The organism is Streptosporangium sp. H13245 (assembly GCF_055690525.1).
The window spans coordinates 104,146-127,363 of the sequence record NZ_JBSZKT010000014.1; the positions used below are offsets into that span (position 1 = coordinate 104,146).

16 protein-coding genes are annotated in these 23,218 nt (G+C 73.2%); 6 read left to right on the forward strand and 10 right to left on the reverse strand.

Annotated features, from left to right (window positions below; all coding sequences use genetic code 11):
- Positions 1–30: 30 nt before the first annotated feature.
- The 5 genes from ACW9TB_RS21740 to ACW9TB_RS21760 all read right to left on the reverse strand — a co-directional run bounded on the left by ACW9TB_RS21740 (position 31) and on the right by ACW9TB_RS21760 (position 4,541).
- Entirely contained in the window at positions 31–882 is an 852-nt protein-coding gene (locus ACW9TB_RS21740) for an ABC transporter ATP-binding protein (RefSeq protein ID WP_472749868.1), read from the reverse strand.
- The gene (locus tag ACW9TB_RS21745) at positions 861–1,913 is read right to left on the reverse strand and encodes a FecCD family ABC transporter permease (protein ID WP_472749869.1); all 1,053 of its coding nucleotides are present in this window, start codon (positions 1,911–1,913) and stop codon (positions 861–863) included. Before ACW9TB_RS21745 ends, ACW9TB_RS21740 begins: the two co-directional genes overlap by 22 nt.
- Before the next feature lie 160 nt (positions 1,914–2,073).
- Entirely contained in the window at positions 2,074–3,093 is a 1,020-nt protein-coding gene (locus ACW9TB_RS21750) for a FecCD family ABC transporter permease (RefSeq protein ID WP_472749870.1), read from the reverse strand.
- 14 nt (positions 3,094–3,107) lie between these two features.
- Positions 3,108–4,169, reverse strand: a complete 1,062-nt coding sequence (locus ACW9TB_RS21755) for an iron-siderophore ABC transporter substrate-binding protein (protein WP_472749871.1) — start codon at positions 4,167–4,169, stop codon at positions 3,108–3,110.
- 162 nt (positions 4,170–4,331) lie between these two features.
- On the reverse strand, positions 4,332–4,541 hold the full coding sequence (locus tag ACW9TB_RS21760) for a hypothetical protein (protein ID WP_472749872.1): 210 nt from the start codon (positions 4,539–4,541) through the stop codon (positions 4,332–4,334).
- 286 nt (positions 4,542–4,827) lie between these two features.
- Between ACW9TB_RS21760 and ACW9TB_RS21765 the strand changes: the two genes are divergently transcribed.
- Positions 4,828–5,361 (forward strand): hypothetical protein, encoded by a 534-nt coding sequence (locus tag ACW9TB_RS21765; protein WP_472749873.1) that lies wholly within the window; start codon positions 4,828–4,830, stop codon positions 5,359–5,361.
- Positions 5,362–5,592: 231 nt separating this feature from the next.
- On the opposite strand, the gene ACW9TB_RS21770 is transcribed toward ACW9TB_RS21765, so the two are convergent.
- The 4 genes from ACW9TB_RS21770 to ACW9TB_RS21785 form a co-directional block, all read right to left on the reverse strand.
- Positions 5,593–9,540, reverse strand: a complete 3,948-nt coding sequence (locus ACW9TB_RS21770) for an nSTAND1 domain-containing NTPase (protein ID WP_472749874.1) — start codon at positions 9,538–9,540, stop codon at positions 5,593–5,595.
- A gap of 158 nt (positions 9,541–9,698) precedes the next feature.
- The gene (locus ACW9TB_RS21775) at positions 9,699–13,190 is read right to left on the reverse strand and encodes a condensation domain-containing protein (protein ID WP_472749875.1); all 3,492 of its coding nucleotides are present in this window, start codon (positions 13,188–13,190) and stop codon (positions 9,699–9,701) included.
- Entirely contained in the window at positions 13,187–15,634 is a 2,448-nt protein-coding gene (locus ACW9TB_RS21780; RefSeq protein ID WP_472749876.1) for a non-ribosomal peptide synthetase, read from the reverse strand. Before ACW9TB_RS21780 ends, ACW9TB_RS21775 begins: the two co-directional genes overlap by 4 nt.
- 53 nt (positions 15,635–15,687) lie before the next feature.
- On the reverse strand, positions 15,688–15,900 hold the full coding sequence (locus ACW9TB_RS21785) for an MbtH family protein (RefSeq protein ID WP_472749877.1): 213 nt from the start codon (positions 15,898–15,900) through the stop codon (positions 15,688–15,690).
- A 118-nt stretch (positions 15,901–16,018) separates the two neighbouring features.
- Between ACW9TB_RS21785 and purF the strand changes: the two genes are divergently transcribed.
- From purF to ACW9TB_RS21805, 4 genes are read left to right on the forward strand one after another with little or no spacing between them, the layout of a single operon-like run.
- Entirely contained in the window at positions 16,019–17,461 is a 1,443-nt protein-coding gene (gene purF, locus ACW9TB_RS21790) for an amidophosphoribosyltransferase (RefSeq protein ID WP_472749878.1), read from the forward strand.
- A 32-nt stretch (positions 17,462–17,493) separates the two neighbouring features.
- Complete coding sequence (locus ACW9TB_RS21795; protein ID WP_472749879.1) at positions 17,494–18,192, forward strand: class I SAM-dependent methyltransferase; 699 nt, start codon at positions 17,494–17,496, stop codon at positions 18,190–18,192.
- Positions 18,189–19,562, forward strand: coding sequence for a DegT/DnrJ/EryC1/StrS family aminotransferase (locus tag ACW9TB_RS21800; protein ID WP_472749880.1), 1,374 nt, complete (start codon positions 18,189–18,191; stop codon positions 19,560–19,562). The genes ACW9TB_RS21795 and ACW9TB_RS21800 overlap by 4 nt, the downstream gene beginning before the upstream one ends.
- Before the next feature lie 52 nt (positions 19,563–19,614).
- Positions 19,615–20,631: an ATP-binding protein gene (locus ACW9TB_RS21805; RefSeq protein ID WP_472749881.1), complete on the forward strand. Its 1,017-nt coding sequence runs from the start codon at positions 19,615–19,617 to the stop codon at positions 20,629–20,631.
- A 168-nt stretch (positions 20,632–20,799) separates the two neighbouring features.
- Here ACW9TB_RS21805 and ACW9TB_RS21810 read toward each other — a convergent pair whose 3' ends face one another.
- Positions 20,800–22,263: a cation:proton antiporter domain-containing protein gene (locus ACW9TB_RS21810; RefSeq protein ID WP_472749882.1), complete on the reverse strand. Its 1,464-nt coding sequence runs from the start codon at positions 22,261–22,263 to the stop codon at positions 20,800–20,802.
- A 235-nt stretch (positions 22,264–22,498) separates the two neighbouring features.
- Between ACW9TB_RS21810 and ACW9TB_RS21815 the strand changes: the two genes are divergently transcribed.
- Positions 22,499–23,215: an LmbU family transcriptional regulator gene (locus ACW9TB_RS21815; protein ID WP_472749883.1), complete on the forward strand. Its 717-nt coding sequence runs from the start codon at positions 22,499–22,501 to the stop codon at positions 23,213–23,215.
- The last annotated feature ends 3 nt before the right edge of the window (positions 23,216–23,218 follow it).

The window sequence follows — 23,218 nt, forward strand, 5'->3', positions numbered from 1 at the left end:
GTATCCGGGATGTGACGTCCTGGGGCGTTCTCAGGCCCGCTCGGGCTCGGGGTGGGCGGCGGGGAAGCGGGCGTGCGGCACCACCATCGGGGTGCGGGTCCGCGGGTCGGGCACCACGTCGCAGGCCAGCCCGAACACCTCCTCGACGAGCCGCGCGGTCAGGACCTCCGGCGGCGGGCCCTGCGCGACCACCCGCCCGTCCTTCATCACGACCAGGTGGGAGGCGAAGCGGGCGGCCTGGTTGAGGTCGTGGAGCACGGCGACGACGGTCCGGCCGTCCCGGTGCAGCTCGTGGCAGAGCTCCAGCAGCTCGTACTGGTGGGCGATGTCGAGGAAGGTGGTCGGCTCGTCGAGCAGCAGCGTGCCCGTCCGCTGGGCGAGCACCATGGCGATCCAGGCCCGCTGCCGCTGGCCGCCGGACAGCTCGCTCACCCGCGCCTCCGCGAGGTCGAGCAGGCCGGTGCGTTCGAGGGCGAGGCCGATCTCGACGTCGTCCTCCGGCGACCACTGGCGAAGCAGCGTGTGGTGCGGGTAGCGGCCACGCCGTACGAGACCCCGCACGCTGATCCCCTCGGGCGCGATCGGGTTCTGCGGCAGGAAGGCCACGTGGCGGGCGGCCTCCCTGCCCCGGTACGCCCGGAGGTCGCGCCCGTGCAGCAGCACGGTCCCGCTGTCGGGCCTCAGCGTCCGGGCCAGCGCCTTGACCAGGGTCGACTTGCCGCACCCGTTCGGACCGATGATCATGGTGAGCCCGCCGGGCGGGATGTCGAGGCTGACGTCGCGTACGACGGGGGCGCCGCCGTAGGAGAGCGTCACGTCCCGCGCGCTCAGCCCTGTCTCACGTGGTGTCGCCCGGGTGCTCACAGGCTTCCCCTTCTCCATTCGCGGACCAGCAGGTATCCGAGGTAGAGGCCGCCGAGGGCCAGGGTGTGGACGCCGACGGGCAGGCTGACGGGCACCGGCGCCTGCTGCGCGGCGAGATCGGCGAGCACCAGCAGCAGCGCGCCCATCAGGGCGGCCAGGGTCAGGTGCGGGCCGGGACCGCCGGTGACCCGCCTGGCGATCTGCGGGGCGGTCAGGGCGATGAACGCGACGGGACCCGCGACGGCGACGGCTCCCGCGGACAGGACGATCGACAGCGTCACGGCACCGGCCCTCGTCCCCCGGGGACCGGCGCCGAGCCCGCCGGAGATCTCGTCACCCATCTCGGCGACGACGAGGCGCCGGGAGAGGAGCGCGACGAGCGGTACCACGGCGAGCAGGACCGTCCAGATCGTGGCGGCGTGCTCCCACGACCGTGCCGACAGGCTGCCGTTGAGGTAGGCGGTCAGGACGGTGGCCTTCTCCCGTTCGACGGCGTACACGACGTACTGGGTGAAGGCCGTGGCGATCGCGGAGACGCCGATCCCGGCGACGATGAGGCGCCCGGGGTCGCGGAACCCGGTCCCGGTCGAGACGTACACCAGCGCCATGGCGAGCGCGGCGCCCCCGAGGGCGCCGGCGGGGGCCGGTAGTACCCCGGGCAGGAGCAGCGCGACGGCCGCGGCGCCCGAACCGGCACCGGCGGCGAGCCCGATCACGTCCGGGCTGCCGAGCGGGTTGCGGGTGACGGTCTGGAACAGCGCGCCCGACAGGCCGAGCGCGGCTCCGGTACCGGCGGCCACGACCAGGCGGGGCCCGCGCAGGCGCTCCAGCACGAACTCCTGCCTGCCGTCGGCCTCCCCGGTGAGCGCGCCCGCGAGGTCGGCGAGGGGGATGCCGAGCCGGCCGAGCGACAGGGTGGCGACGGCGGCCACCGCGATGAGCGCGACCGTGACGACCGCGGTGACGAGGGAGGCGCGCGCGACCGGGATCGCCACCGCGGGCCCGAGCGTGACGAAGCCACGCGGGGAGACGGCACGTGCCCGTGTCATACGGCACCCCGCGTCACGCGTACGGCACGTGCCCGTGTCATACGGCACCTCTCATCACGCGTACGGCACGTGCCCGTGTCATACGGCACCCCGCGTCACACGTACGGCACGTGCCCGTGTCATACGGCACCCCACGTCACACGTACGGCACGGGCCCGTGTCATACGGCGCCTCTCATCACGCGTACGGCGACCAGCAGTGCCGGTGCCCCGAGGAACGCGGTCACGACGCCGACCATCAGCTCCTGCGGGCGCAGGACCAGGCGTCCGGCGACGTCCGCCAGGAGCAGCAGGGCGGGACCGGCCAGGGCCGAGAAGGCGATCTGCGCGCGGAAGTCGACGCCGACGAGCGCCCTGACGATGTGCGGCACGGCCAGGCCGACGAAGGCAATGGGACCGGCCGCCGCGGTCGCCGCGGTGCTCAGCAGCACCGCGGCGAGGAGCCCGCTCGAACGCGTCAGGGCGGGGTTCGCGCCGAGCGCCGAGGCGGACTCGTCGCCGAGCGCGAGCGTGTTGAGGCCCGAACCCAGCGCCGCCGCGAGGAGGAGGCCGAGCACGGCCGGTGGGAGGACCGAGACGAGGACGTCGAAGTCCCTTCCCCCCAGCGCGCCGACCACCCAGTAGCGGTAGCTGTCGAAGACCCGCGGCATGCTCAGGGTCACCGCCTGGACGTACGCCATCAGCACCGCCGAGACGACCGCACCCGCGAGGACGAGCCGCACGAGGCCGCCTCCCGAGCCCGCCGACCCGAGGACGTGGACGACGAGCCCGGCCAGGAGCGCCCCGGGCAACGCCCACCACACGGCGGCCGAGTGGCCCGACGCCCCGAGGAAGGCCATGGCGGTGACGATCGCGGCGGCCGCCCCGCCGGTGATCCCGAACAGCCCGGGATCGGCGAGGGGGTTGCGGGTGACACCCTGCAGGAGCGTGCCCGCGACGGCCAGGCAGAGCCCGGCGAGCAGGCCGAGGGCGGTACGCGGGTAGCGGCTCTCGACGACCGCGGTGGTGTTGGGGTCCGCGACGCCGGAGAGGACGTCCAGGACGTCCGCGAGGGAGTTGGGGTGACTGCCGAACGCGATGCTCGCGAACACGGCCAGCGCGAGCACGGCGAGGGTGACGATCAGGAGGTACACCCGCCGGGCGGCGCCGGTGCCCGGCAGGGCGCGGATGCCGATGGTCATCGGAGCGGCCGGGCTTACTTGCCGAGGGCGGCGACGGCCTTGTCGATCAGCGGCAGGTAGCGGTCGATCACCCACGGCACGGTGAGCGGGTTGACGAGCGAGGACCCGGTGACGAAGGAGGTGTCGTCGCTCGCCACGACGGAGCCGCGCCTGATGGCCGGGATCGCCCCGTACAGCTTCTGCGCCTCGATCTCCTTGCGGGTCTTCTCGTCCGAGTAGAACGTGAAGATCAGGTCGCTGCCGGCGAGCTTCTGGGCGTTCTCCAGGCCGATGAGGGAGGAGTCGGTGCCCTCGGTCTCCTTGAAGGTGTTCACCACCGGGTCGACGGTGAGCCCGAGGGAGGAGACCATCGCGACCCGCTGCTCGCCGGGCTTGAACACGCCGAGGGTGCCGGGACCCGAGGTGTAGGTGTAGGAGAAGGTGACGTCCTTGTACCGGGGCCGGCTCGCGACGGCGTCGGCGAACCGCTGCTTGATCTGCGCGATCAGCTTCTCGCCCTCGTCGGGCTTGCCCAGTGCCCGGGAGATGATGTCGATCTGCTGGTCCCAGTCCGTGCTCCACGGCAGGTCCGGGTAGGCCACGGTCGGGGCGATGTCCGCGAGGATGTCGTACTGCTCCTGTGTGACTCCCGACCACGGGGCCAGGATCACGTCGGGGTCGAGCTCGACGATCGTGTCGAAGTCGAGGTTGTCGGCGCCGGTGAACTGCTTCGGCAGCGTGCCGCCCGCCTTGGTCACCGCCTCGTGGATCCAGGGGAGGTAGCCGGTCTTGTCGCTGCCCCACGGGTAGCTCTCGATTCCCACCGGCGGGTGGCCGAGCGCGATCGCGGTCTCGGTGGACCCCTGCCCGAGGGTGACGACGCGCTCGGGCCGCTTGGTGATCCTCGCCTGACCGAGCGCGCTGTCGATCGTCACCGGGAACGCTCCGGCGCCGCTCGCCGCCGGTGCGGCGGCGGGCTCCTCCTTCGCCTCCCTCGCCTCGTTCGCCGCCGAACAGGCGCCGAGCGCGAGGACGACCGCCGTGGCGGCGGAGAGGGTGAGCGCGTGGCGGCGCGCGCGGGTGAGCGTGAACGGCATGGGTGTTCCTTGTGTTTCATGGACCGCGGGGTCGCGTCCCGCCCTCTCGGGGAGGAACGAGACCCGATATCGAGCCAGAGCGAAAGGCTGCTTAGGTCACAGCAGTAACTACGGTAACTTAGGTAAGCCTAAGCTAATCATTGCTCAACTTTCAACCGCCCCTCACGTCGCGGCCCTCGTCCCGGAGGTCGTCGCACCTGCGCGTTCCTCGTCCACCGGCCCCGGCGCGCGCCGCCCGGTCCGCGACGGGCGACGCCCCTCGTCGTCGCCGAGCTCCCGCAGGCACCCGTACTGGCCCCGGCCGGTCCGGCTCGGGCGCACACCGGCCGGGCCGGGACCGACCCGTTCGGCCGGACCGGCCCGGACGCGCATCGATCCGGCCGGAGCCGAGCGGTTCGGGCGGTCCGGCTCGGGCGCACACCGGCCCGGCCGAGACCGACCTGTTCGGCCGGTCCGCTCCACACCGGGATCCCTCGGTCCGCTCCACGCCGGGATCCCTCCTGGTCTCCGCCGGTGGGCGGCGTGTGGCCGGGGTCGTGGGGCGTGTACGGGGCTGTACGGATAGTTCCGATCCCCCTTTCCGACGGCCCGTACGGCTCGTGATTGTGAGCTCACCGCCACCGGCACAGGGCCTGGCGGCACCACGGAAAGGAACCCGATGTCCAAGCTTTTCGGGACCGGGAGGATCAAGCCCACCCTGACGGCTCTCGCCGTCGCGCTCACCTTGACGGGGACGGCCGTCGGCGCCGTCGCCAGCTCCCAGAACGGCACCCAGACCAGCGCCCAGTTCTTCACCGGGGAGAACACCCCGTGGACCATCAACACGGTCGCCACGTGGTCGAACGTCCCGACCGCCGTGACGAGCGTCACGGTGCCCGCGGGCACCACCCGGTTCGTCGACGCCCGGTTCACCGCCGAGTCCGTCTGTGTCGGTGACCCGGCCGGCTGGTGTTCGGTGCGGATCGTGGCCGTCAACTCGGCGGGAACGACCACAGAGCTCAACCCCGTCGCGAGCACCGACTACAGGTTCGACACACCCGGCGGGGCCGAGGAGGCGCACTCCCTGGAGCGGTTCTCCCCGTCGCTGGGCCCCGGCACCTACACCGTACGGGCGCAGGCGCTGCGGATGACCGGCATCAGCCAGTTCACCCTGGACGACCTCTCCTTCGCCGTGGAACTGGTCAACCCCTGACCCCCGCCGCCGGGTCGGACGGCCGCCGGAGGCGGCGCCCGGCCCGGCGGCCCCGCACCCGGCCCCGCGTCTGGCTCCGTGCTCGGCTCCGTGTCTGGCTCCGTGTCCGGCTCCGTGTCTGGCTCCGTGTCCGGCTCCGCACGCGCCCCCGCGCCCGGCTTCGTGCCCGGCTCCGCACGTGGCCCGGCGATCCCGCGCGTGGTCCGGGGCAGGCGCGGGACCGGCCGGAGGTCAGCGGCACGGTGGCCGGTGGTCCAGGTCCGGCAGGTAGCGCCTCCACTCCGCCTCGGCGATGGGCTCACCTGCGAGCGAGCAGACCCACCGGGCGACCCTGCCGGTGTCGGTCTCCCAGAGGCGGGCGGTGGCGTCGTTGCCGCCGGTGGCGAGGGTGTGCCCGTCGGAGCCGAACGCGACGGCCAGCACGCCGTCGGTGTGGGCGGTCAGCGTCGCGCTCCAGGCGGCCCGCCGGGGGTCGGTGGTGTCCCACAGCCGCACGGTGTGGTCGGTGCCCGCGGTGGCGAGGGTCCGCCCGTCCGGGCCGAACGCGACCGCGTTGACGCGGCTGGTGTGACCGTTCAGCGTGGTCAGGGCGGCGGGCCGGCGCGGGTCCCGTACGTCCCACAGGCGGGTGGTGTGGTCGTCTCCGGCGGTGGCGAGGATCCGCCCGCCGGGGCCGAACGCGACCGCGTTGACGCTGTTGGAATGGGCTCCGATCGTCGCGAGCGGGACCGGTCGGCGCGGGTCGCGCAGATCCCACAGGCGGGTGGTGCGGTCGTCTCCGGCGGTGGCGAGGATCCGCCCGCCGGGGCCGAACGCGGCCGCGTTGACCAGGTCGGTGTGCCCGCGCAGGGTGGCGGCGTGCCGGGGCCGGCGGACGTCGGTGACGTCCCACACCCCGACGTCCGAGTCCTCGCCGACGGTGGCGAGGGTCGTGCCGTCCGGGCTGACCGCCAGGCCGTACAGGTCACCGGCCTTCAGGTTCAGGGCCGACAGCGGGGCCGGACGGCCGGGCCGGGTGACGTCCCACAGCCGCAGGGTGTCGTCGAGGCCGACGGTGGCCAGCACGGGCGCCCCCGGCAGGAACGCCACCCCGGTCACCCCGTCGGCGTATCCGGTCAGGGTCGCCGACAGCCGGGGCCGGTGCGGGTCCGCGACGTCCCACAGATAGGCGGTGAGGTGGCTGCCGGTGGCCAGCAGGCGCCGGTCGGAGGTGAACGCCACCGCGCTGACCTGGCCGTAGTGCCCGGTCAGGATCGGCTGCCGCAGGTCCCACAGCCGTACGCTGGTGTCCGCCCCGCCGCTGACGACGGTGCCTCCACGCGGGTCGACGGCCACCGTGTAGACGACGCCCGCGTGACCCGCCAGCGTCACCGGCGCGCTGACCCGGCGCGGGTCGCGGACGTCCCAGCTTCGTACGCTCAGGTCGTAGCCGCCGCTGACGAGGGTGTGCCCGTCGCGGTCGAAGGCCAGCGCGACGACGCCGCCGCCGTGGCCGGTCAGCGTGGACAGCGGGCGTACCGCTTCCGGGTCGCGCAGGTCCCACAGGCGGACGGTGTTGTCGAAGCCGCCGGTGGCCAGCACCCGGCCGCCGGGATCGAACACCACGGAGAGCACCCGGTCGGTGTGGCCGCGCAGGTCGGGCAGGCGCCGCGGGCGGGCGGGGTCGGTGACGTCCCACAACCGGACCGGGTTGTCGAAGCCCGTGGCGGCCAGGATCCGGCCGTCCGGGCTGAACGCCACGTCGGACGCGCCCTTCGGAAAACCCCGCAGGACGGCGGCCGGTACGGGCCCGCGGGGGTCGGAGACGTCCCACAGCCGGACGGTGTCGTCGTAGCTCGCCGTGGCCAGGACCCGCCCGCCCGCGCCGAACGCCGCGCCGATGATCCCCTCGGCGTGGCCGGTGAGCGTCGCCAGCGCCACCGGACGCCGGGGGTCGGCGACGTCCCACAGCCGGGCGGTGTGGTCGTCACCGGCGGTCGCCAGGATCCGCCCGTCCGGGCCGAACACCGCCGAGGTGACGCCCGCGGCGTGGCCGGTCAGCGTCGCCAGGGGTACGGGGCGCCGCGCGTCGCCGGTCCGCCACAGCCGGACCGTCCGGTCCATTCCCGCGGTGACCAGCAGGCTCCCGTCCGGGCTGAACCCGGCGGCGTAGACCGCGCTGGTGTGCGCGGTCAGCCGGGTGGCGTACGGGGCGGCGTAGGTGCTCAGCAACGCGCCGCGCGACTCGGGGATGGGTGTCAGACGGTACGCGGCCAGGCTCAGCTGCGCCGAGAGCGCCGGGTCGGCCGGGCGCAGCGCGGTGGCCTCGTTGGCGACCTTCCCGGCCAGGGCGGTGTCGCGCTGCGTCCGCAGGGTCTGCTCGCCGCGGACCGCGACGACGACGGCCACGGTCGTGAGCAGCAGCAACGCGGTCAGGCCCGCGACGAGCCGCCGCAGGCCGCGGGCGCGGCGCCGGGCGGCCCGCCGCTCGGCGAGCTCGCGCGCGAGGGAGGCCTCCAGGAACTCCCTGGCCACCGGGCCGGGGGCGGTGTGCGGACCGGCGGTCTGCTCCCACTCCCGTGCGACCGCGAGCCGGGTACCCCGGTACAGCGCGCCCGCGTCGCGGTGCTCGCGATCCCAGGCCACGGCCGCCTCGTTGAGCCGGCGCCCGGTGAGCAGGCCGGCGCGGTCGACCTCCAGCCAGCCGCGCAGCAGCGGCCACGCGGTGAGCAGCGCCTCGTGGCTGATGCCGACCGTCTCGGCGTCGCGGGTGACCAGCCGCTGCTCGACGAAGCGCCCGATGACGTCGTCCACCTGCCCGGCCGGGCCGCCGCACTCGGCGAGCAGGTCGGCGGCGGGCACCCGGCGCCGGGTGTCCACCGTGTCGGGTGAGACGTGCACCAGGGCGAGGAACAGCCGCCGCGCCAGGTGGCGCCGGGGCTCGTCGAGGGCGTCGTAGACCGCTTCCGCGCTGGTCGCCACCGCGCGGTCGACCCCTCCGACGGCGCGGTAGTCGGCGATCGTCAGCCGCCGGTCCCGGCTGTGCTGCCAGGTGGCGTACAGCGCGTGGGACAGCAGCGGAAGCGCGCCGGCCGCGTGCTCGGGGGCGTCCCGGTCGTCTCCGCCGCGCGGGGCGACCTCGCCGACCAGCAACTCGACCAGGCCCTCCTCGACCTCGACCCCCGCTTTGCGCGCGGGTTCGACGATCGCGCGGCGCAGCTCCGCCGCGCTCATCGGCCCCACGGTGAGCTGGTCGGCCCGCACCGCCGCGACCAGTTCGGGGTGGCGCAGCGCCGGGGCGTAGAAGTCCGCGCGCAGCCCGATGACGACGCGTGCCGCGCCCTGCCCGGCCACCGCGCCCTGTCCGGCCGTCGCGCCCTGTCCGGCCGTCGCGCCCTGTCCGGCCGTCGCGCACAGCGCGGCCACGAACGCGCGCCGCTCCGCGTCGTCGGCGCACGTGGTGAACAGCTCCTCGAACTGGTCCACGACCAGCAGCAGGCGAGATCGCCCCCCGGCCCCGGCGTACGCGGCGGCGTGTGCCGGATCGGCGCGCATCCGGGCGGCCACGTCGCCCGCGGGCAGTCCGGCCGCGGCGGCCAGCCGGTCGGCGAGCTCGTCGCACGGGCGCGCGCCGGGGGTGAACAGCTCCACCGACCAGCCGGGGCCGAGAAGCCCGTCGTGACGTACCGCGTGGACCAGCCCGGCGCGCAGCAGCGACGACTTGCCCGATCCGGAGACCCCGACGACGACCTGGACGCCCGCGGCCTCCGCGTCCGCGGCGGCCAGGCGATCGACCAGGTCGCGGGTGAGCGCCTCGCGCCCGAAGAACCACTCCGCGTGCTCGGGCTCGAAACCGGCCAGGCCCCGGTACGGCTCCGGGTCCCGCGGCCGTCGGCCCGGTGTGCGCCTGACCCGCTGCCAGGCCGACAGCCACCGCGTGACCAGTTCCGGATCGTCGACCCCGCAGGCCGTCAGGACCCGCACCAGCAGTTCGCGCGACGAGGTGGAGGGCAGTCCCCGCCCGGCGAACCAGTCGCCGATCGTGCTGTGGTTGCGGAAGGTGTCGGATCTGGCCGCGACCTGCCGGACCGTCAGCCCGGCCCGCAGCCGCAGCAGCGTCAGCTCACGGGCGAAATCCTCCCGCACCCCGATCCGTTCCGGGTTCGGCGCCTCCGCTTCCGGCGAACCTGACACGGGCACGGCGGCGTCCTCTCACGGTCTCGCCCGGATGCCCCCGACGGCATGTCACACAGAAACGCGCCCTAAATGTAAACACCACCCGATGCTCGCGCAATCACCCCACCGCCAAGCGAGGTGAGGCGGTCTCCCCGTGGGGAGACCGCCTCGTCGAAGGATGGTCAGCCGAGTAGGTCCGAGATCCTGGTCTCCGGTTCCGCCACGGCGCGGGTTAGTAGTGCCGCCACCCGGTCCAGGCGGTCCTCGATCTCCTTGCGGTCCCACAGTTCGACGGCGTACTCCAGGTCGAGCACGACCCGCTCCCCCGACATCCCGGCGTACATCTCCAGCTCGTAGCGGTTGGCCCGGGTGTGCACGTAGTCGAACCCGACCTCGCACCCGGCCAGTTCCGGGATCGCGGGACCGTCGCCCGCCCAGTCGGACGTCACCTGGAACAGTGGCATCCGGCGCGGATCCGGGTGGATCCTCAACGCCCGCACCACCTCGTTGAACGGGGTGCTCTGGTGGGCGTACCCCTCCAGCACGGTCCTGCGGACCCGGCCCGTCAGCTCGGCGAAGGTCGGGTCGCCGCCGCAGTCGACGCGCAGCGCCACCATGTTGACGAAGCAGCCGACCACGCCCTCCAGACCGGGCAGCGGCCGGTTGTCGGCGGTGGTGCCGATCACCACGTCGTCCTGGCCGCTCCACTGTGCCAGCATCGCCGCGAACGCGGCCGTCACCAGCATGTAGGGCGTCGCCCTGCTCTGCCGGGCCAGGGCGAGCAGCCGCCGTGACTCCGCGTGCGGCAGCCGGTGGGCGATCATCTCGGTGTCGCGGCCCTCGCGCCGCCCGTCGCGCGTCCTGGGCAGGACCAGCTCGGGCGCGTCGCGCAGCCGCTCGCGCCAGAACCGCTCCGAGGCCGCGGCCTCGGGCCCGCCGAGCCAGGCCTGCTCCCAGGCCACGTAGTCGGCGAAGCGCAGGTGCGGCGCGGCGGGGGCGGCGTCGCGCTCGGAGTACAGGCGGCCCAGTTCGCCGACGAGCAGCCCGATGGACACGCCGTCGGTGACCAGGTGGTGCTGGACGAGCGCGAGGACGTGGTCGTCCTCGCCGAGCCGGTAGAGGGTGGCCCGTACGAGCGGGGCGGTGGACAGGTCGAAGCCGTCGTCGGCGTCGCTCGCGGTGCGGCGGGCCGCCTCTCGCGCCCGTTCCTCCTCCGGCAGGCCGGTGAGGTCCTCGACGGGCAGCTCGACGCGTACGCCGGGGTCGAAGCGCAGCACCGGCACGTCGCCGACGAGTGCCACGCGGGCGCGCAGGTTCTCGTGCCGCGCGACCAGCGCGTCGAACGCGGCGCGCAGGGCGTCCACGTCGAGCGGGCCGCGCACCCGGTAGGTGACGGCGGCGATGAAGTCGCGGGCGTCGCCGCCCGCCAGCTGCTCGTTGATCCAGATCTGCAGCTGCGCGGTGGACAGCGCGCTGGTGTCGGGCTCCTCGCCGTCCCGCTCGATCTCTCCCACGGGTGCCGTACGGCCCGCGCGACCGGCGCGGCCCGCGTCGCCGAGCGTGTGCTCCAGCGCGGGATGCCTGGCCGCCATGTAGTCGGCGAGGTCGGCGGGCGTGCAGTTCTCGAACAGGGCCATCAGCGGTACGCGTACGGCGAGCACGGAGGCGATCTCGCGTACCAGCCGGGCCGCCAGCATCGAGTGGCCGCCCAGGGCGAAGAAGTCGTCGTCGGGCTCCACCTCGTCGAGGTTCATGACGCGCGCCCAGATGACGCAGAGCGCGGCCTCCAGGGCGGGCAGCTCGGTCCGCTCGCCGCGCTCGCCCGCGTCGGGCAGCCGTCCGGTCTCGACGCGGCCGTCCTCGGTACGCGGGATGCGGTCCACCGGCACGATGACGGCGGGCACCATGTACTGCGGCAGCCGCTCGACGAGGGTGGCGCGCAGCGCGTCGGGCGACGGGCCCTCGACGGTGTAGGCGACCAGCTCGCGGCCCGCGCCGCCCTCGACCGCCACCACGGCGGCGTCGCGTACGGCGGGATGGGCGCGCAGGACCTCCTCGACGTCCTCCAGCTGCACCTGGAACGGGCCGAGAGCGACCAGCCGGTCCTCGCGCCCGCGCTCGACCACCCGCCCGTCGGGCCTGCGGATGGCCAGGCGGCCGGTGGGACCTGCCCCCGGGGAGTGGCGGACCAGCTGGCCGACGGCCCCGGCGGGCAGCACGTTGCCGTCGTGGTCGAGCACGGTCACGTCGCCCTGGGTGAGGGTGACCCGCTCCTCCGGGGTGATCATCGGGATGTCCGCCAGGGGCTGGGCGGGATCGTCGGCGACCGCCCGCAGCACCCGGTCGTAGTGGCGCATCACGCGGGCGATCGTGGCCTCGTCGAAGAGGGCGTCGTCGTACTCGACGAAGAAGTCGACCCGGTCGCCCCGGCGCACGGCCTCGACCGCGACGTCGAAACGGGACCGGCCGCGCGTCACCTCGACCTCGGCGGCGGGCACGCCGCCGATGGAACGCTCGGCCGCCCCGGCGTCCCACATGGTGAAGACGACCTGCACCAGAGGGGTGTGCCCGGCGTCGCGCTCGGGCTGCAGGAACTCCACGAGCTTCTCGAATGGTACGTACTGGTGGTCGAAGGCGTCGAAGGCGGCCTCGCTGACCGCGTCGGCCAGGTCGGCGAAGGGGGTCTCGCCCGCCGGGCGCAGCCGTACGGGCACGATGTTGGCGAAGAAGCCGAGCGCGCCGTCGAACTCGCGCCCGGGACGGCCGGGGGCGCCGGTGCCGAGCACCATGTCGCCGCGCCCCGTGTATCGGTAGACGGTCGCGGCGAAGGCGGCCAGCAGCACGGTGAAGACGGTGCCGCCGACCCGCTCGGCGACCTCGCCGAGCGGTCCCGTCAGGGCGGGGTCCAGCGGGAAGCGCTCGCGCCTGCCCGCGCTGGCCCGGCGGCGCGGCCGGGGCCGGTCGGCGGGCAGTTCCAGCACGGTGGGCGCGCCGTCGAGCTCCTTCCGCCAGTGGTCGACGTCGGCGGCCAGACGGCCCCCGGCGAACTGCTCGCGCTGCCAGCGGGCGAAGTCGCCGTACTGGGCGGGAAGCTCGCTTTGGGACCCGCCCTTCGACTCACCGCGTGATCCTGGCTGCGGCTCATCGGGGGACCCGCTCTGTGAGTCGCCGGGGAGTTCGCCCCGGTAGGCGGCGTCCAGTTCGTCCAGCAGCAGGTTCATCGAGAACCCGTCGCTGATGATGTGGTGGACCCCGAGCACCAGCGCCTGCCTGCCCGTACCGGGCGTATCGGGCGTACCGGGTGTGCCGAGGGTGACGAGCGAGGCGCGCAGCAGCGGTCCCGAGGCCAGGTCGTAGGGGGCCTCGGCGACCTCGCGGGCGTACTCCATGAGCGCCTGCTCGCCGCCGACGGCCGCCTCGCGCAGTACGGGGCCCCGGTCCCAGACCGCCTGCACCGGTTCCGCGCCCTGGTAGACGAAGGTGGTGCGCAGCACGTCGTGCCGCGCGACCACCCTCTCCAGCGCCCGCCCGAGCCTGGCGGCGTCGAGCGTGCCGTCCAGGACGAGCACCTTCAGCTCGTTGTACGAGCCGTTGCCCGGATCGTCCTGCTCGACGAACCAGAGCTGTTCCTGGAGGTAGGACAGCGGGGCGGTGCGGACGGGCAGACCGGTCACGACGGCCCCTCCGTCTTTCTCGCGATCACCCAGAGGAAGCGCGACTCCCCGAGCGGTGTCCGCTGCGCCACGACCTCGTCGCGTTCGGAGACCAGGCCCGCCTCGCGCAGCAGGCGCAGGTTCTCCTCGGTGGGGAAGCCGGAGAAGAACATGGTCGAGCCGAACCACTCCTCCACCGCGCCGGGGATGTCCTCGGTCATGAGCGTGGCCAGCAGCAGGCCGCCCGGCTTCAGCCAGCGGGCGATGCCCTTCAGCAGGCCGGGCAGTTCCTCCCTGGGCAGGTGGGTGAGGGTGTAGATGGACACGACGGCGTCGAAGGAGGCGTCGGGGAACTCCGCCTCGGCCATGTCGGCCTGGACGAGCGTCGCGCCGGGCAGGGTCTTCTCGGCGAGTTTGAGCTGTTCGGCGGAGATGTCCACGGCGGTGAGGTCGTGCGCCTCGGCCAGGCGGCGCGACGACTCGTGGCCGCCGCCGACGCCCAGCTCCAGCACGGCCGCGCCCTGGCCGGGCAGCATCCCGAGCAGGTGGTCGGTCCAGGTCATACGGGGACCGTCGGAGAACTCCGACTGGAAGGCGGCGTAGCGGTCGGCGATGTCGTCCCAGCCCTCGCGGACGATGTCCTTGATGTCGGAGCGGACCTCGGAGTCGACGGCGTCGGCGACCCCGGCGATGGTGGGCCGGTCGAAGAACTCGACGACCGGCACCTCGATGCCGAAGGTGGTGCGGACCTTGCCGAGGAGCTGGATGACCTGGATGCTGGTGCCGCCCAGCTCGAAGAAGTGGTCGTGCGGGCCGAGGGAGTCGACGCCGAGCAGCGGTTTCACGATCTCCTCGGCCACCCTGCGCCGGGTCGGCGTCCAGTCGGCGTCCTCGGCGTTACCCACGGTGCCGGTACGTTCCCCCCTGGCCTCGGCCAGGGCGTCGCGGTCGACCTTGCCGGCCGGGGTGAGCGGGATCTCGGGCACGTGGACGAACTCGTTGGGCACCAGCGGGGCCGTCAGCCACCGGGCCGCGGTCTCGCGCAGCTCGGTCACGCCGGGCGGCTCCTCCGCGGTGCAGACGACGTAGGCGATCAGGCGGGCGTCGCCGTCGTCGCGCGCCTCCGCCTCGACCACGGCGTGCGCGATGTCCGGGTGCCTGCAGAGGGTCGCCTCGATCTCCTCCAGCTCGACGCGGACGCCGCGCACCTTGACCTGGCGGTCGGCCCGCCCGGCGAAGACCAGCTCGCCCTCGGGGGTCCAGCGCACCAGGTCCCCGGTGCGGTAGAGGCGCTCGCCGGGCGTGGTGGCGAACGGGTCGGGGACGAAGGAGGCCGCGCTCGTACCGGGGAGGCCCAGGTAGCCGCGTCCGAGGCCGGGGCCGCCGACGTACAGCTCGCCGACCGTGCCGACCGGGACGGGGCGCATCGACTCGTCCAGGGCGTAGGCCCGGTGGTTGGGCATGGCGCGGCCGATGGGCGGCGAGGCGTCCCAGCTTCCCGCGCACTCCTGGGTGATGACGCCGACGGTGGTCTCGGTGGGCCCGTAGCTGTTGACGAACCTGCGCCCGGCCGCCCAGCGGGTGGTGAACTCGCCGGAGTAGCTCTCGCCGCCGACGGCGATGACCCGCAGGTCGGGGAAGTCGCCGGGCTCCAGCAGCCTCAGTACGCCGGGGGTGCCCATGTAGACGGAGATGCGGCGCTCGCGCAGCAGGTCGCGGAAGCGTTCGGAGGAGGTGCGGGTCTCGGTGGAGGCGACGTGCAGGGCCGCCCCCGACAGCAGCGCCCCGAAGGCGTCGAAGGTGGAGACGTCGAAGGCGATCGAGGAGAACTGCACGAAGCGGTCCCGCTCCGAGAGCCCGTACAGGTGCTGGGCGCCCCGGACGAACGCGGTGACCGCGCGGTGCTCGATGAGGACGCCCTTGGGTGTCCCCGTGCTGCCCGAGGTGTACATGACGTAGGCGAGGTTGGCCGGGTGCAGCGGCACGCCGGGGTCGCTCTCGTCGCTGCCCGGGTGGGTGTCGACGTTGACCACGCACCACGGGCCCGGCGGCACCTCGGCCTCGGTGGTGGAGTCGGCGAGCACCACGGCGGTACCGGCGTCGCGCAGGATCGCCTCGACCCGCTCGGGCGGGTTGCCCTCGTCGACCGGGACGTACGCGCCCCCGGCGGCCAGTGTCCCGAACATGGACACGACCATGCCCGCGGAACGGCGCTGGTAGATGGCGCAGCGGTCCTCGCGGCGCAGGCCCAGGCCGAGCAGGTGCCCGGCCAGGCGGTTGGCGGCGCGGCGTACCTCGTCGTAGGTGAGGGCGGCGCCCTCCTCGTCCGTCAGCGCGGGGGCGGCGGGCGACCTGGCGACCTGGGCGGCGAACCGTTCGATGACGGTCGCCGGCTCGTCGGCCAGCTCGGTGCGGTTCCACTCCTCGACGACCAGGCGCGCGTCGTGCTCCTGGATCGTGTCCATCGGCTCCTCCTTAGGGACCGTCCTCGGGGACCGTTCGTCGGCGGGCCTGCGGGTCAGGAGCCCTCGCCGTCCATCCAGCGGCGCAGGCTCAGGGGCCGCATGTCCGTCCAGACCTCCTCGATGTGGGCGAGGCACTCCTCGCGGGTGCCGTTGTGGCCGACGCTCCGCCAGCCCTCGGGAATGTCACGGTCGGCCCACCATATGGAGTACTGCTCCTCGTGATTGCGCACCACTGTGTACTCGGTGGTCTCCACTGAGTCTGCCATTCGGGTCTCCTTTGCCTCATTCAGCATTCGACACGACGTTGCAATCAAACAATGCCATGGTCAAGCAGAAGCGATTTAACGTACTTTCCGCGAAATGTTAGGGTTTTGAAGGGGAGCTATGTGTGGAATAGCCGGCGTATCTGTTCTCGACGGGACGGCCGGGCAGCCGGCCTTCGATGGGCTCGTCACCCTGCAGCACCGTGGCCAGGAGTCATGGGGCATCGCGGTGGCCGGGCCGGACGGTGTGGAGGTCAGGCGGTCGCTGGGGTTCGCCTCACGCTCGGAGCGCGGTGACTGCGGCGGCTGGCCGGACGGGAGGCTGGCGGTCGCCCACACCCGATACTCCACCACGGGCGCCACGCTGCTGGAGAACTCCCAGCCCTTCGTCCACGAGGCGAGGCGTATCGCGCTGGCGCACAACGGGGACCTCACCAACGCCGCCGACCTGCGCGCCAGGCTCGGCCGCGAGGGCTACGGGTTCCGCTCGACCAGCGACTCCGAGGTCATCCTCGCCCTCCTCGCCGACGCCCTGGACACCCCGGACGCCTCTGATCCCCAAGACCCGGTCGTGGCGGCGGTCGCGCGGGCCGTACGGGTGCTGCGGGGCGCGTACTCGGTGGTGTGCGCGGTCGGCGACCTGCTCGTGGCCTTCAGGGACCCGCACGGCATCCGCCCCCTGGTCGCGGGGTTCGCCGAGGGCAGGGCGGCCGTCGCCTCGGAGACCTGCGCGCTCGACGCGCTCGGCTGCTCCGGGCAGCGGGAGGTGGAGCCGGGCGAGCTGCTGATCCTGCGCGACGGCCGCCTGGCCGGGACGCACCGCGTGGCCGACCCCGCGCCGCGCAGCTTCTGCGTGTTCGAGCACCTCTACCTGACCAGGCAGGACTCCAGGATCGACGGTTCCAGGACCGGCGCGACGCGGCTGGCGTTCGGCGAGCGGCTGGCGCTGGAGGCCCCGGCGGACGCCGACCTGGTCGTGGCCGTCCCGGCCTCCGGCGTGCCCGCCGCCCGGGGGTACGCGCGGGCGGCCGGGCTCCCGCTGGCCGGGGCGCTGGTCCGCGACGAGCAGGTGGGCAGGACGTTCATCGAGCCCGACCAGCGGCGGCGCGAGCGCAAGCTGCGGCGCAAGTTCTCCATCGGCTCGCCGGTGGACGGGGCCAGGGTCGTGGTGGTCGACGACTCGATCGTGCGCGGGTCCACCATGCGGCGCATCGTCACGCTGCTGCGCGAGTCGGGGGCGAGCGAGGTGCACGTGCGGATCGCCGCCCCGGCGCTGATCGCGCCCTGCCACTACGGGGTGGACATCGTCGACACCGGCGAGCTGGTGGCGACCGGCCGCGAGACCGAGGAGGTGTGCCGGATCATCGGCGCGACGAGCCTGGCGTACCTGTCGGTGGCGGGCATGCGCCACACGGTCGGGAGCGCGGCGGGCGAGGGGTTGTGCGAGGGCTGCCTCACCGGCGAGTACCCCACCCCGGTGACTCCGGGACGCGACAAGTTGAAGCTCGTACCCGCACAGGCCCCACGGCACGTGACGCCTCCGGCGGCCGTCCACCCCCGTTGACGGTGATCAAGGCCACGCCTAGCCTCCGCCAAATGGGACCTAACACACAGCCGAACGGCTACGACGACGGTGGTTGCGACGCCCGCTACACCAGGACCGCCTGCCTGTGGGGACGCAGGCCGGACCAGATCTCCGACGTGCTGGGGGACGCGCTCTCCCTGCCCGGAGCGCCCGAGGAGATCGGCCCGCCCGCCACCCCGCCCGGCCCGGACGCGCCCGCCGTCCTCGACGTGGGATGCGGCGAGGGACGCAACGCGGTGCGGCTCGCCCAGCGGGGCGCGCGGGTGCTGGCGATGGACGTGTCTGCCGCCGCACTGGAGAACGGCGCCCAGGCGTGGGGCGACGCCGGGGGGATCGAGTGGCGGCAGGGCGACGCGCGCACCGCCGGGCTGGAGCCCGCCTCGCTCGACGGGGTGCTGGCGTGCAGCGTCCTGCACTGGCTGGAGGACGAGGAACAGGTCGCCGACGTCGTCGCCAGACTCCAGGCCGCGACCAGGCCGGGAGGGGTCAACGCCCTGCTGATGTTCAACCGCGGCCACGCCTACCTGCCTCCCGCCGGCGAGATGCGCATGCCGGTCCTGCTGCCCCACGACTGGTACCTCGCCCGGTACGCCGGGTGGACCGTGCTGAGCGCCACCGACACCGACTCCACGCACACGCACAAGGGCCACGAGGAGCCGCACACCCACGCGGTGACCAGGCTCGTGGCCCGCAAGGGGGACGGCTCATGAGCCCGCTGAAACCCGGAGAAACGGACGCGCGACAGACCGGCCACACGGACGCGCGGGAAACCGGGCCCACCGGCCGTGAAGCCGGACTCGCCGGTCGTACGGCCGTGCGGCAGGCCGGGCTCGCGGTCCCCCCGAAGACGGAAGCCGAGTCCCCGGGACCGCCGCATCCGCTCGAATGGCCGGTCTACGACGACGGCGTGGCGGCCAGGGTCACCGAGCTGATCACCCAGGGACGCACGTTCGACTACGACTACGGACCCGAGCTGGCCGAGCTGGAGCGGTCGTTCGCCGAACGGCACGGCCGCGCCCACGCCCTGGCGCTCACCTCGGGCACGACGGGACTGCTGGCCGCGTACTTCGCGCTGGGCGTCGGGCCCGGCGACGAGGTGATCGTCCCGGACCTCACGTTCTTCAGCACCGCCTCGCCGCTGTTCCTGCTGGGCGCGGTGCCGGTGCTCTGCGACGCGGGCGACGCCACCGGGAACATGACCGCCTCGGACGTGGAGGCGCTGGTCACACCCCGTACGGTCGCGATCGTCGTCACCCACCTGTGGGGGCACAGCTGCGACATGGACGCCCTGCGCGCGGTGGCCGACCGGCGCGGGCTCGCGCTGGTCGAGGACTGCTCGCACGCCCACGGCTCCACCTTCCGCGGCCGTCCCGTGGGCTCCATGGGCGACATCTCGGTCTTCAGCGTGGGCGGCAGGAAGCTGATCTCGGGGGGCATGGGCGGCATGCTCCTCACCGACTCCGAGGACGTCTTCGCCCGCGCCTGCCTGCTGACCAACTTCCGGCACCGCACCGACCTGACCATCGACGCGGTCCGCTACAAGCCGTTCCTGCTGACCGGTCTCGGCGGCAACTTCCGCATCTCCACGCCGGGCGCCGTGCTCGCCCAGAGCCACCTCGACCGGCTGGACGAGCTGGTGGAGCGCAGGGTGTCCAACATGTCCGCCCTCTCCGCGGGGCTCGGCGAGCTGCCCGGCGTGCGCCCCTCCCCCGTCGCCGAGGGCGTCACGATGGGGGCCTGGTACGACGGGGTCGTCGAGGTGACGCCGGAGTGCCCGTTCAGCCGGGACGGGCTGGTGGCGGCCGGTCAGGAACGCGGCCTGAAGGTGCGCGCCCCGGCCACCCGGCCGCTGCACGTCTTCCCGCTCTTCCAGGGCACCGCGCCCGACTGGTCCCCCCAGGTCGCCGCCGCCGTACGGGCCGCCGCGGCGGTGAACGACCGGCCGTTCCCGCGTTCCACGGAATTGTTCGCCCGGTGGATGAAATTGCCGGTGAATTTTCTCTGGGAACCGAACTCACCGCTGGTCGGCGCGTATCTCGAAGCGTTCGACGACGCATTCTCGATGGCGCGAACCGCGTAACGTCATTCCTGTTTCCAGCGTCGATTCCGGAGTAATCCACATGAGCCGACAAATGTCTCCCGTCATCCACGCCGTCGCCCCGGCCAGCCTGGAGAGCTGGTTCGGCCACTTCGTCGACCTCGGCCCGCGGGACCGGACCGTCTTCACCGGCGAGGACCACCGCGTCGACATGGCCCCGCTGCTCGACGCGATCGGCGGGGCGCCACGGGCGACGGTGGTCTTCCACTCCAGCCACACGACGCTCGGCCGCGACCAGCTGCTGGCCTTCCGGCTCCGCGAGCTCGGCCACCGGGCCGAGTGCCAGTCGCGGCTGTGCGCCTCATTGGGCAGCGACAAGATCCTGATGAAGGAGTTCTTCGACCGCTACCGCCTGGTCTCCCCGCCATGGGCGCGGGCCGGCCAGCCGCTGCCCGAGACGGACCCCGACACCCCCGTGGTCATCAAGGACCGGCACGGCACGCAGAGCGTCGGCACCCGGCTGGCCCGCGCGGACGAGTGCCACCTGGCCCCCAACGAGCTGGGCGAGCTGTACGTCGACGGGATCGAGTACTCGGTGCTGATCTACCGCGACGAGCACGGCACGGCGACGTTCCCGCCGGTGTGGAAGGGGGCGACCTCGCCGGAGCTGGTCCCGCCGTGGCAGCGGCTGCGGCTGTGCCCCGGCCCGGCGCTCGGCGGCACCTGGGAGCGCAAGCTGCGGGCCGTCGGCAAGCGGCTGGCCGACCTGGCCGAGGCGCACGGCTACCTGGAGGTGGAGTTCCTGCTGACCCGCAGTGGCGAGGTGCACCTGCTGGAGATCAACCCCCGGGTGTCGGGCACCATGCGGCTGGCCGCGATGGCGACCCAGCTGCCGATCTTCTCCCTGCACGCCAGGCCCGAGCTGCGCGACCATCTCTGTGCCGCCCGCTTCAGCGGCGAGGTCCCCTACAGCGGCGACCCGATCACCGACGCCGACGGCGAGGTGTTCGCCACCTCCCGGCTCACCGTCGCCGGGGAGAGCCCGGACGAGGTCCGCGCCAAGCTGCGCGAGCTGGGCACGGAACCCCAGGCGCTGCCCCGCGCCTCCTGACCTCGCTCCTCCAGGAAAGCCGTTCCTCGTTCCTCTCGGAAACCCGTAACCCGTTCCTCCCGGAAATCCCGTTTTCCCCGGTCCGCGAAGCCCGGGTCCCAGGCGCCCAGGCCCTCGGGCCTCGGGGCTTGGGCCGGAAGGCCCGGCCCCGCTCCCCCGATCTCCCGTTCAGGCCGATCGGCGTACCGCTCCCGCCCCCTCGGGCTCCCCGGGCACCCCGTCCCGCGCCCTCGCGTCGCGCCGCGCGTCCCACCGGTCCAGCAGCCCGAGCAGGGGCGCGGTCGCGGCCGTGGAGACCAGCGCGACGATCACCAGCATCGTGAACAGCACCTGGGTGATGATGCCGAGGCTGAGGCCGATGCTCAGGATGACCAGCTCGGTCACCCCCCGGCAGTTCATCAGCACCCCGAGCCGCATGGCCTCCCGCCCCGGCACGCCCATCGGCCTCGCGATGACCAGCACGCCGCCGACCTTGCCCGCCACGGCGACGACGAGGATCAGCAGGCACCAGCTCCACATGGTCAGGTCCTGGCTGAGCAGCCCGATCTGGGTGTTGAGCCCGACGAAGGCGAAGAAGGGCGGCAGCAGGAAGGAGGTGGTGAAGTCCTGGGTGCGCTCGCGGACCCGCCGCAACCGTACGTCGCCGTCGCGCGGGAACAGGGCGCCGAACAGGAAGGCACCGAAGATCAGATGGATGCCGATCAGCTCGGTCAGCAGCCCGGAGACGAGCAGGCCCACGATGACGATGGGCAGCGTCGCCTCCTGGGAGAGTCCCCGGCGCAGCAGCCGGGTCAGCAGTGGCCGTACCACCCCGACCATGACGGCGGCGAAGGCGATCGTCAGGCCGAGCGTGCGCAGCGCCTCGGCGGGCGAGGAGCCCTTGGCCATGGTGACCGCCACGGCCAGCAGCAGCCACGCGGTCACGTCGGCGATGGCGGCGCAGGTGACGGTGAGCGCCCCGGTCGGGGTGTGGAAGAGCCCGCGTTCCAGCAGGATCCTGGCCAGTACGGGAAACGCGGTGACGCTCAGCGCGGCGCCGATGAACAGCGCGAAGACCGGGAAGCCGACGGGCGCGGTCGCCAGCGGCGTGTAGATCAGCAGGGCCAGCGCGACCCCGAGCGCGAACGGGATCGCCACGCTCGCCTGGCCGCAGAGCACCGCGACGCGGCCCCGCCCGCGCAGCAGGTCGCCCCGCAGCTCCAGCCCGACCAGGAACATGAAGAAGGCCAGCCCGAACTGGGCCAGCAGGTTCAGGTACGGCATGACGGCACTGGGGAACAGCGCGCGGTAGGCCTCGGGCCACACGGCACCGAGCAGGGAGGGGCCGAGCACGATGCCCGCGGCCATCTCCCCGATCACCCGGGGCTGGCCCATCGCGCGGAAGACGGCCCCGCCGAGATGGGCCAGCGCGACGACCACGGTGATGGACAGCAGCAGCAGGGGCGTGGCCGGAACCGCCTCCTCCCGTCCCGGCTCCACCGAGGGCACGGGGACGGGCCCGGTGGCCGTCCCCGGGTCGAGCCCCAGCATCAGCAGCGCCAGCACGGAGGGCAGCACGACCGCGAGACCGTACGCGATCAGGGAGCGACGCAGCGTGTCTTTATTCGCCGACCGAAACCATGGATATGTCATGATTGATTCCATTTCCGAGAGGTTGAATTCCGAACCGGCGCGTATATCACAGAGCGAAAAAAATTGCCGAGCTGATTGGAGACTCAGCTGGTCAACGGCTTGATTCCGTCTTTCCGTTGTACCTCAGGAAGGCCATCTGAAAATTACTCATGATCGAAAGTGCGCTTTCCAGAACCACGGGTAAGGGATCGTCCTGACTCACTCCAAGTGCACAGAAATCCGGAGGAACAGTCGCATGCAGGTGCTCTCCCCCAACCGAGAGGCGAACCGCCAAACCCCGCCGTCCTGTGATGAGAGGCCCCCCGTCCCGGCCCCGCGCCGAACCCCCGCCCCGGGCTCCAAGCTGGCCCTGGACGCGTCGGCCAAGCCGCGGCGAACCGGGCTCCAGCTCCCGTCGAGCCTCCCCTTCGACACCTGGCGGCGAATCGGCCACCAGATCTCCCTCATCGCCGACTCGTCCGCGTGGTGGCTCGGCGACTGGCTGGTCTACGGCGAAACCGAATACACCGACCGCTACAAGAGAGCGGTCGAGGAGAGCTCCCTCGATATCCAAACCCTGCGCAATTACGCCTGGGTCGCGCGGCGATTCCCGGTATCCCGCCGGCGAGACAAGCTCAGCCTTCAGCACCACGCCGAAGTGGCCGCGCTTCCCGAGCACGAGCAGGTGCTCTGGCTCGACCGCGCCGAACGCTTCAGCTGGTCCAGAAACCGGCTCCGCAGCCAGATCAAGGCGCACCGCACCGCCGCCCTGTCCGCCTCGGGCCGGGCCGCGGAGGCGGCCAAGGAGAAGGCCGTCATCCACATCGACGTACCGGTCGACCAGGAACAGTCGTGGCGTGACGCGGCTCGCCGGATGAACCGCAGCGTGGAGGAGTGGGCGCGGCTCATCCTCAACCAGGTCGCCACCGGCGAGATCCCCGCCCGAGGGATCCACGACGCCAAGGCCGGGTGAGGA